Here is a 9,212-nt window from a genome sequence, read left to right as displayed (position 1 = left end):
GTGCCGCCGGGCCAGCCAGGTTCCCCGGTGCCGCCGGGTCGGCCGCGTTCGCCGGTGCCGCCGGGACGGCCGCGTCCGGCACCACCGGGTCGGCCGGATTCGACGGCTTGGCGGACGGCTCGGCCTTCTTGGATCTCTCCGGCTCGACCCCGCCCACCATGTCTCGGCAGAAGCCCGCCACCTGCGCCCGGCCACCGGCGGCGTCGACCACGGGCTGGTAGGCGGGCGTGTCGAGCGCCCTGTTCCGCTGCTCCGGCGGCTTGGCCAGGTACGCCCGGCACAGCCCCGGCACGTGCTCGCCGCGCACGGGGGTCCGCGGGCCGGACGCGGGAGCGCCGGAGGTGCCGCCGGGCGGGCCCGGGACGGCGGCGCCGGTGCCCACGCCCGCGGCCCCGGTCGACGGCCCCGGGTCGGTCTCGCTGGTGGGTGCCGGCGTGGCCGGACGCTGCGACGGCGGGGCGGGCGCGTCGGGGCGGTCCAGAGTGACCGCCGCGAAGGCGGCGCCGGCGGTGGCGGCGACCGCGATGCCGGCACCCCAGGCGATGGCACCGCTGGTGAACCGGCGGCGAGGCGGCGGCACGGCCGGCATGGCCCGGGGCGCGGCAGACCGAGCCGCCCGGAAGGCCGCCAGCGCGGCCTCCTCCCCGGCCACCTCCTTAACGCGGGCCGGCCCCGCGGCGGCGGAGAGCAGCCGGGCCAGCGGGTCCTCGCCTGCGTCGGGTGACGCGGGTAGCCCCGCGCGGGCCGCGTCGAGCAGCCGGTCGGACTCGACGCGGTCGGCGGGTCGCCCGGACCGACGGAAGATCATCCTGAATCCCCTCACGTCAACCGTCCGCCGGCTCGGCGTGCGGCGCCTGCTGGCGCCGCCCGGTACGCGGACGGGGCGGGGTGGCGCCCTCGGGGGCGACCGGTGGTTGGGACACGTCGTAGCGCTCCATCAGGGCGGCGAGCCGCCGCAGTCCGCGGTGGGCCGCGGTGCGCACCGCCCCGGGGCGGCGACCGAGCACCCGGCCGGCGGTCTCGGCGTCCAGCCCGATGACCGCGCGGAGCAGCACCGCCTCGGCCTCTCGCGGCGGGAGGGTGGCGATCAGCGCGAGCGCCGCCTCGGTGCCGATGGTCTCGCCGGCCCGCTCGGCGGTGTCGGCATCCCCGGCCAGTTCGCTGAGCGCCTGCACCGGCACCGGCAGCGAGGGCCGACGGCGTTGCCGGCGCAGATGATCCATCGCCCGGTTGCGGGCGATGGTGACCGTCCAGGCCCGGAACTCCCCACCGGTGAACGCGGGCAGGTCGCGGGAGATCTGCAGCCAGGTCTCCGAGGCGACGTCCTCGGCGTCCGCGCCGACCAGGGCGGAGAGGTAGCGCAGCAGGCCTGGTTGCAGGCTGCGGTAGAGGAAGCGGAAGGCGTCCTCGTCGCCGGATTGCGCCGCGATGACCGCCTCGTTCAGCTCACCGGCCACGCGTCCGCCGCTTCCGCGTTCCGGGCGTGCCGCAGTCACGCACGCCAGTCCGGCCGTGCGCGACGCCAGCCCGGTCCGCCAGCCGGACCTGATCCCGCACCCTCAGCCCCCCGCTGACCTGATCACGCCTCGGACCGCGCCGGCCCGGACGGTACGTCTGGACTCTCGCCACGGCGGCACGGCCACCGGCGGGGTGCCGCGGCGAGGCCGTGGGGCGGGCCCGAGTCGGGCTAACGTTAGGAGGCGAGGGCCGAGCGGACAAGTCGACCCCGGTCGGCAGAAGAGTGAGAATTGTCTAGCCGAACCGGCGGCGTGTCGCCGTAACACCGTCGGCCCCGGCGACGCTGCTCCGCGGCCGGACCCCGCCGGGCGGCACGGACGCCCAGCACGCGGGGCAAAACGGGGGATTCCGTCACGCGGCGTCCCCGACTGGTCACAGGCTATCGGAGCTGGCGCGGAGCCGGCTGCCCCGTCCGGGGCGGCGGCGCCGCCGGAGCCAGCCGGTCACGGCGCGCCCTTCGCGGCCGCTCTGGGTACGGTAATGCTGTGTTGTCTTCGGAGGTCGTACTCAGCGGTCGGTACCGCCTGGACGAGCGGGTCGCCACCGGCGGCATGGGCGACGTCTGGCGTGCCATGGACCTCGTTCTCGGCCGGCAGGTCGCGGTCAAGGTCCTGCTGCCGGCGCTGGTCTCCGACCCCGACTTCATCGCCCGGTTCCGCGCCGAGGCCCGGATCATGGCCGCCCTGCGCCACCCGGGCATCGTGCAGGTCTTCGACTGCGGCGAGGACCAGCTGCCCAACGGGGGCCGGGCTGACTACCTGGTCATGGAGTTCGTCACCGGCCAGCCGCTGTCCAAGCGGATCGAGACGGCCGGCCGGCTGGACGTGGCCGAGACGATGTCGATCGTGGCGCAGGCGGCGCAGGCGCTGAACGCCGCCCACCGCGGCGGGATCGTGCACCGCGACGTCAAGCCGAGCAACCTGCTGGTGCAGGAGGACGGCACCGTCGTCCTGGTCGATTTCGGGGTCGCCCGGTCCACCAACGTCACCAGTATCACCAGCACGAACGCGGTGCCCGGTACCGCGCTGTACATGGCGCCCGAGCAGGCCGCCGGGCGCCCCGTGTCGGGGGCCACCGACATCTACGCCCTCGGCGCGGTGGCGTACTGCTGCCTCAGCGGCAGCCCGCCGTTCACCGGCGACAACCCGCTCCAGGTGGCCGTGCGGCACCTCGACGACGAGCCGCCGGAGCTGCCGCGCGATATCCCGGAGGCGGTCCGGGCGCTGGTCGCCCGCGCCTTGGCCAAGGACCCGGCGCAGCGGTTCAGCAGCGGTTCGGCGATGGCCGAGGCGGCCCGGGTGGCGGTCTCCGACCCGTCCGCGCCGACCGCGATGGTGCCCGCCGCCGGGGTCGGCGCGTTGCGTGACGCCGGCCCGAGCACCCGGACCGATCTGCCGGCCGCGGTGCCGGCGGCGCCCGGCCGGCGGAAGCGGCGCGGCACGCTGGTCGGCGCGGTCGCGGCGGTGCTGGTGGCGCTGGCCGGGCTGGGTGCGGCGCTGGGTGCGGCCGGCGACGCGAACGCACCGGCGGTCACCGTGCCGACCGAGGCACCGGTTACGGTGCCGACCGGGGAGACCGGGGCGCCGGTGACGCCGGAGGAGACCGGCGGTAACCGGAACCGGCCGTTCCGGCCGGCGGGCTCCACCGGCCGGCCGTCGGCGTCGGCGAGCCCGACGCCGAGCGGCCAGCCGAGCCAGACCAGCGATCCGGAACCGTCGGCGCCGCCCACCACCCCCGCGTCGCCCAGCGGGACCCCATCGCCCTCGCACTCGTCCCCGGACCCCGAGCCGACCGCCACCACCACGCCGCCGGGCACAGGGAGCGAGACGCAGCGCTGACCGGCCGGCGCGGCATTCCCGGCGCAGCGGATACCGCCACCCCGGTGTTCGCAAAACAGACTTAAGACCTCAGATAGCGCTATAGGCTCCAACCAGGTCCCGAGCACCTAGTACCGACGCCGAGGGCATCGACGCCTGCCGCCGGGGACGGCTTCTACCGGCGGATCGTGGCGCGGTCAACCACGAGACGCCCGAGCACGTGACCCAACGGATCCTTGCCGGGCTGAAACCGGTCCGGGCGGGCGGTCAGCAGGCCCGGCTGCTGCTGCTTAGGCAGGTGTACAAGAAGAGCCGGCGAGATGCGGGCTCCCCACACCCGCAAACCGGTGTACCGGGCCGGTGGTCGAGTCGCTGTAGACCCGGCACCGCTGGCCGGTCCCGCCACCCGGGGTGGGGCGACGGGACCGGCCGGCGATGTCGTGGGGACCTCAGGGCGCCGTGCTGGCCGGCCTGCCCGCACACCCCGACCGGTCACTGGTCGCCGAGCGCCGCCACGACCGGCCGGGCGAGTGCCCGGCGGGCCGGCAGCACCGACGCGGCCAGCGCGGCGAGGACCGCGACCCCGAGGATCAGCCCCAACTGCCCCATCGGCAGCACCACGGCGAACTCCCCACTGATCCGCCCGAGCAGAGCCATCGCGGCCGCGCTGACCGCGGTGCCGAGGCCGACTCCGAGCACCGCGCCGACCAGCGCCATCAGCACCGCCTCGACGGCCAGCATCGCTCGCATCCGGCCTCGGGTCAGCCCGACCGCCCGGAGCACCGCGTTCTCCCGGGTCCGCTCCACCACCGACAGGCTCAACGTGTTGGCGACCCCCACCAGCGCGATCACCACGGCCAGGCAGAGCAACGCGGTGACGAACGCGAGCAGCATGTCGACCGTGCCGGTGAGCATCTTCTTGTACGCGCCCTGGTCCATCAGATTGACCGTCGGGTAGTGGGCGACCACCGCCTCGATGGCGTCACGGGCCCGCTCGGCGGTGACTCCCTCCGCCGGGTCGATCTCGGCGAGGTGGCCGCGCACGTCGGGGAAGAGCGCGGCGAAGTCGGCGTCCACCACGTCGACCACGTGCCCGGCCGGGACGGGGCTGCCGGCCGGCGCCGGCTCGTCGTCGGTGACCACCGCGGCCACCCGGAACGCCCGACCGCGCAGGCGGACCTCGGTACCGGCCGTCCAGCCGCGCGCCTCGGCCAGCTCCCGGTGCACCAGCACCATGCCCGGGCCGAGCCGGTCGAGGTCGCCCGCCAGCACACCGGTCAGGGTCCGGCCGACCAGCGCGGGGTGGGCGGCGCGGACCTCCACGCCGGCGGTGACGGCGCTGCGCTGCTCGTGCACCACGGCCAGCTCGGGTCGGGCGCGCAACTCGGCGGCGAGCGGCGCGGGCAGGTCCCCGCCGATCCCGGTGACCAGCCAATCGACACCGATCTCCGCGTCAACGCTGCGCTCGATGCCGTCCTTGGTGCTACGCGCACCCACCACGAACGCCGACACCAGGCCGATGCCGATCATCAGGGCGGTGGCGGTGGCCGCGACCCGGCGCGGGTTGCGGACCGCGTTGGCCACGGCCAGACCGGCGGTCGCCCCGAACACCCGGCGGGCCGGCCAACCGAACACCCGGACCAGCGCCGGGACGAGCACCGGCCCGAACAGCACGATGCCGAAGAAGGTCAGCACCCCGCCGGCGGCGACCAGCAGCACCTGCACGACGACGCCGGCGCCGACCAGCGCGGTGACGCCGGCGGCGAAGACCACCGCGCCGACGGACAGCCGGAGCCAGCCGGCCTGCCGGGTGGGCTGCACCGCCGCGTCGGTCAGCGCGGCGACCGGGGCGACCCGGCTGCCCCGCCACGCCGGTAGCAGCGCGGCGCCGACCGTGATCGCGGTGCCGAGCACCAGGCAGACCGACACGGTCGGCCCGGTGACGCTGAGCCCGCCGGGGACCGGCACGTCCAGCCGGGACATCAGCTGGTTCAGGCCACCGGCCAGGGCCACCCCGACCAGCACCCCGACCGCGGAGGCGGCCAGCCCGACCACGGCGGCCTCCAGCAGCGCGGCCCGGAACACCTGCCGGCGGGTCGCCCCGACCAGTCGTAGCAGCGCGGTCCGGCGGGTCCGCTGGGCCAGGACGATGGCGAAGGTGTTGGCGATGACGGACCCGGCGACCACGACCGCGACCCCGGCGAAAGTCAGCAGCACCATGTTGAACTGCTCCAGGTCGCGGACCGCGTCGGTGACGGCGTCGTCGAGGATCCGCTGCCGGGTCTTGACGGTCGGGCCGGCGCCGACCGCCGCCGCCACCCGGCCGGCCAGCACGGCCTCCGACGCGCCCGCGCCGGCGGCCACCATGATGCGGTCGTACCCGCGCTGGCCGGTCACCGCCAGGGCGTCGGCCCCCACCAGGCCGATGAACGGCCCGCCGACGTCGCGGGCGCTGCCGGCCACATCAACCGTGCCGACCAGGGTGTACGGGCTGGCCGCTCCCCCGACGCCGCCGATCCGTACCGGCTCGCCGAGCCCGAAGCCCTCCTCGGCGACGGTCGGCGCGTCGAGCACCACCTCGCCGGGGCGGTCCGGCAGCCGGCCGGTTACCACGTCGTACGAGCGCAGGGCCGGGTCGGTGGGGATCGCGGCGAGCACCGCGTAGCCGAGCACCGGCCGGCCGTCGGCGCCGACGATCCCGCCGGTGCCGAGCAGTTCCCCCTCGGCGGCGGCCACCCCGTCGACCGCGCGCACCCGGTCGACCAGGGCGGCCGGGATCGGCTCGCGCCCGGCGTAGACGCCGAGGTCGGTGTGCCGGTCGAAGGCGCCGGCCCGGTCGTACGCGCCGGCCCGCATGCCGTCAACGAAGATCAACGTGCCGGCGATGAACGCGACGCCGAGCACGATGGCCAGCGAGGAGAGCAGCAGCCGTACCGCCTCGGCACGCAGCGTGCGCAGGGTCAGCCGGATCATCGGGCCACCGCCGCGACGCCCACCCGGCCAGGTGCCGGGGTGCGGGCCGGATCCATGCCGGCGAGCGCGTCGAGCACCTGCTCGGCGGTGGGCGCGGGCCGGTCCCGGGCCAGCCGGCCGGCGGCGAAGTCGAGAGCGACGGCGAAGTCGAGAGCGACGGCGGCGGGGCCGAAGCCGTACCGCTTGGACAGACCGCGGGCGGTGGCCGCGACGCCGGCGGCGGACGGCGCGGGAGGTGCGACGGACACGTGGAGCTCCCCGTGACGATCGTGACTGGACGGCTCCGACGCTATGGGCGGCCCAGCCGGGGCGCGTCCACCCGCGCGCTCGACCGGGGTGCGACCGCGGGCTCCCCCACCGGGCGGACCCGTACGACCCGGGTCGTAGGCCGGCTCAGCCGCCGGGGGTGACCAGCCCGCTCTCGTACGCCAGCACCACCGCCTGGACCCGGTCGCGGACGTGGAGCTTGGCCAGGATCCGCCCCACGTGGGTCTTCACCGTCGCCTCGGCGACGTGCACCCGGGCGGCGATCTCGGCGTTGGACAGGCCCTGCGCCACCAGTAGCAGGATCTCCCGCTCCCGGTCGGTGAGCTGGCCCAGCCGCGGGTCCCCGGTGGGGCCCGGGCCGAGCTGGCCGGCGAACCGGTCGAGCAGCCGCCGAGTGATCGACGGGGCGACCACCGAATCGCCCTGGGCGACCACCCGGATCGCGGCGAGCAGTTCCTCCGGCGGCACGTTCTTCAGCAGGAAGCCGCTCGCGCCGGCCTGGAGCGCGGCGAACGCGTCGGCCTCGGTGTCGAAGGTGGTCAGCACCAGCACCCGGGGCGGCCCGGCGGGACGTCCGGCGCAGAGCCGGCGGGTCGCCTCCACCCCGTCCATCGTCGGCATCCGGATGTCCATCACCACCACGTCGGCCTCGACCCGGGCGAGCACCCGCAGCGCGTCGGCGCCGTCGATCGCCTCGCCGACCACCTCCAGGTCCGGCTGGGAGTCCAGCACCATCCGGAACCCGGCGCGGACCAACGCCTGGTCGTCCACGATCACCACCCGCACCGTCACGCCGCGATCACCTCCGTCCCGGCCGTCGACGGCAGCGGCAGCCGCGCCTCGACCTGCCAACCTCCGGCGAGCCGTGGACCGGCGGTGAGGTTGCCGTCGTACACGCCGACCCGCTCGCGCATGCCGACCAGGCCGTGCCCACCGGACGGCGCCGGGTCGACCACGGGCCGGCCACGGCCGTCGTCGACCACCCGCACCACCACGGCGCCGGGAGCGCGCGCCAGGGCGACCTCGGCGGCGGCGCCGACCCCGGCGTGCTTGAGCGCGTTGGTCAGCCCCTCCTGCACCACCCGGTAGACGGTCAGCTCCAGGCCCGGTGGTAGCGGCGGCAGGCCGTCGGCGGCCGTCCAGCGGACCCGCAGCCCGGCGTCGCGGAAGCGGTCCAGCAGGGCGGGCAGCTCGGTCAGCGCGGGCCGGCGGTGTTCCGGGTCGGCGGCCACCCCGGTCCCGCCGGCCGCACCCGCCGCCGGGGGCGGCGCCGCCGGCTCCGGCGGGTTCGGCTCCCGCAGTACGCCGACCAGCCGCCGCATCTCCTCCAGCGCCTGCCGGCCGGTGTCGGCGACGACCTTCACGGCGTCGCGGGCGGCCTGCGGATCCCGGTCGAGCATGAACCGGGCCCCGTCGGCCTGCACGATCATCACGGCCATGCTGTGCGCCACCACGTCGTGCAGCTCACGGGCGATGCGGGCGCGTTCCCCGGCGACCGCCGCGCGCGCCTCGGCCTCCCGCTCACGCTCCAGGGTGGCCGCCCGTTCCTCCAGGCTGAGCACGTAGAGCCGGCGGGTCCGCACGTTCAGCCCGACCAGCCAGACGGCCCCGGTGACCAGGCCGAAGTAGATGGCGGTGGCCCACCAGGGGGCGGTGCCCGGGGTCTGCAGCGCGGCGAGCACCACCCCGAGCGCGGCGACCAGGCCGGCGAGCACCCCGTCACGGAGCCGGTCGGCGTACTTGACCACGCTGTAGAGGGCGATCAGCACGGCGATGTCGAAGGCCAGCGGCCCCCAGCCGGCGACCACCTGGACCAGCGCGAGCGTCGCCACCGCCGCGGCGACCGCCGACGGGTGGGCGCGGCGGAACAGCAACGCCACCGCCATCGCGACCCCGACCAGGGTGGCCTTCCAGCCGCCCGGCTGCGCCACCACGCCGGCCAGGCCGACGAGCACCACGACGGCGGAGACGAAGACGTCGAAGGCAACGCTGCGCAGCGGACGGCCGAGGATCGTGCGGTTCACGGTCACCCAGGGTACGTGCCGCGCCGGGGCCCGGTCGGCGGCGCGCCGTGATCGGACCGGTCAGGAGGCGAGCAGCCCGCGCATCCGGTCGATCTCGACGGCCTGCTCGGTGGCGACGGAGTTGGCGAACTCGGACAGGGTGGCGTCCGAGCCGACCCTGAGCAGGTTGGTGGCCATCTCGATGGCGCCCCGGTGGTGCTCGGTCATCATCCCGACGAAGAGCCGGTCGAAGTCGGCGCCCCGGGCGGCGGCGAGCCGGCGCATCGCCTCCGGCGACTGCATGCCGCCCATGGTGCCGTGGTCGTGCCCGGCGACCTCGGCCGACAGGCCGCGGGTGTCCAGCCAGCCACGCATCATGCCGATCTCCGGTCCCTGGCTGGCCCGGATCCGGTCGGCCAGGGCGCGGATGTCGGGGTCGGCGGCCCGGTCGGGGGCGAGTTCGGCCATCTCCACGGCCTGCGCGTGGTGCGGGATCATCATCCGCACGAACCAGGCGTCCATCGCGTTGTGCCGGGGGGCGGGAGCGTGGACCTCCCCGGCCGGGCGCACCGCCGCCGGTTCCCCCGGCCGCCCGGGCACGATGACCGGGGGCCCGGTCGGGGCGGGCGTGGTC

General features: G+C 76.3%; 8 protein-coding genes. 1 reads left to right on the top strand and 7 read right to left on the bottom strand.

Annotated elements, in window-relative coordinates; genetic code table 11:
• Positions 1-808: hypothetical protein (locus C1I99_RS25030; RefSeq protein ID WP_111136647.1), on the bottom strand; the 808-nt coding region annotated here is incomplete at its 3' end.
• 16 nt (positions 809-824) lie between these two features.
• Positions 825-1,457, bottom strand: coding sequence for an RNA polymerase sigma factor (locus C1I99_RS25025; protein WP_111136646.1), 633 nt, complete (start codon positions 1,455-1,457; stop codon positions 825-827).
• Positions 1,458-2,003: 546 nt separating this feature from the next.
• On the opposite strand from C1I99_RS25025, the gene C1I99_RS25020 reads away from it, so the two are divergent.
• On the top strand, positions 2,004-3,356 hold the full coding sequence (locus C1I99_RS25020; RefSeq protein WP_111136645.1) for a serine/threonine-protein kinase: 1,353 nt from the start codon (positions 2,004-2,006) through the stop codon (positions 3,354-3,356).
• Positions 3,357-3,827: 471 nt separating this feature from the next.
• Here C1I99_RS25020 and C1I99_RS25015 read toward each other — a convergent pair whose 3' ends face one another.
• From C1I99_RS25015 to C1I99_RS24995, 5 genes are all read right to left on the bottom strand, one after another.
• Positions 3,828-6,308 (bottom strand): ABC transporter permease, encoded by a 2,481-nt coding sequence (locus C1I99_RS25015; protein ID WP_111136644.1) that lies wholly within the window; start codon positions 6,306-6,308, stop codon positions 3,828-3,830.
• Positions 6,305-6,556, bottom strand: a complete 252-nt coding sequence (locus tag C1I99_RS25010; protein WP_111136643.1) for a hypothetical protein — start codon at positions 6,554-6,556, stop codon at positions 6,305-6,307. Before C1I99_RS25010 ends, C1I99_RS25015 begins: the two co-directional genes overlap by 4 nt.
• Positions 6,557-6,701: 145 nt before the next feature.
• Positions 6,702-7,367 (bottom strand): response regulator, encoded by a 666-nt coding sequence (locus C1I99_RS25005; protein ID WP_111136642.1) that lies wholly within the window; start codon positions 7,365-7,367, stop codon positions 6,702-6,704.
• Positions 7,364-8,605: a sensor histidine kinase gene (locus C1I99_RS25000; protein ID WP_111136641.1), complete on the bottom strand. Its 1,242-nt coding sequence runs from the start codon at positions 8,603-8,605 to the stop codon at positions 7,364-7,366. Before C1I99_RS25000 ends, C1I99_RS25005 begins: the two co-directional genes overlap by 4 nt.
• Before the next feature lie 54 nt (positions 8,606-8,659).
• Positions 8,660-9,212: DUF305 domain-containing protein (locus C1I99_RS24995; RefSeq protein ID WP_111136640.1), on the bottom strand; the 553-nt coding region annotated here is incomplete at its 5' end.

The organism is Micromonospora deserti (assembly GCF_003236335.1).
Lineage (GTDB): Bacteria > Actinomycetota > Actinomycetes > Mycobacteriales > Micromonosporaceae > Micromonospora > Micromonospora deserti.
This window is presented reverse-complemented; position numbering and strand designations above follow the sequence as displayed.

Excerpts from the sequence above, each read along its gene's own strand:
- C1I99_RS25015 (WP_111136644.1), bottom strand. The coding sequence starts at position 6,308 with ATGATCCGGCTGACCCTGCGCACGCTGCGTGCCGAGGCGGTACGGCTG.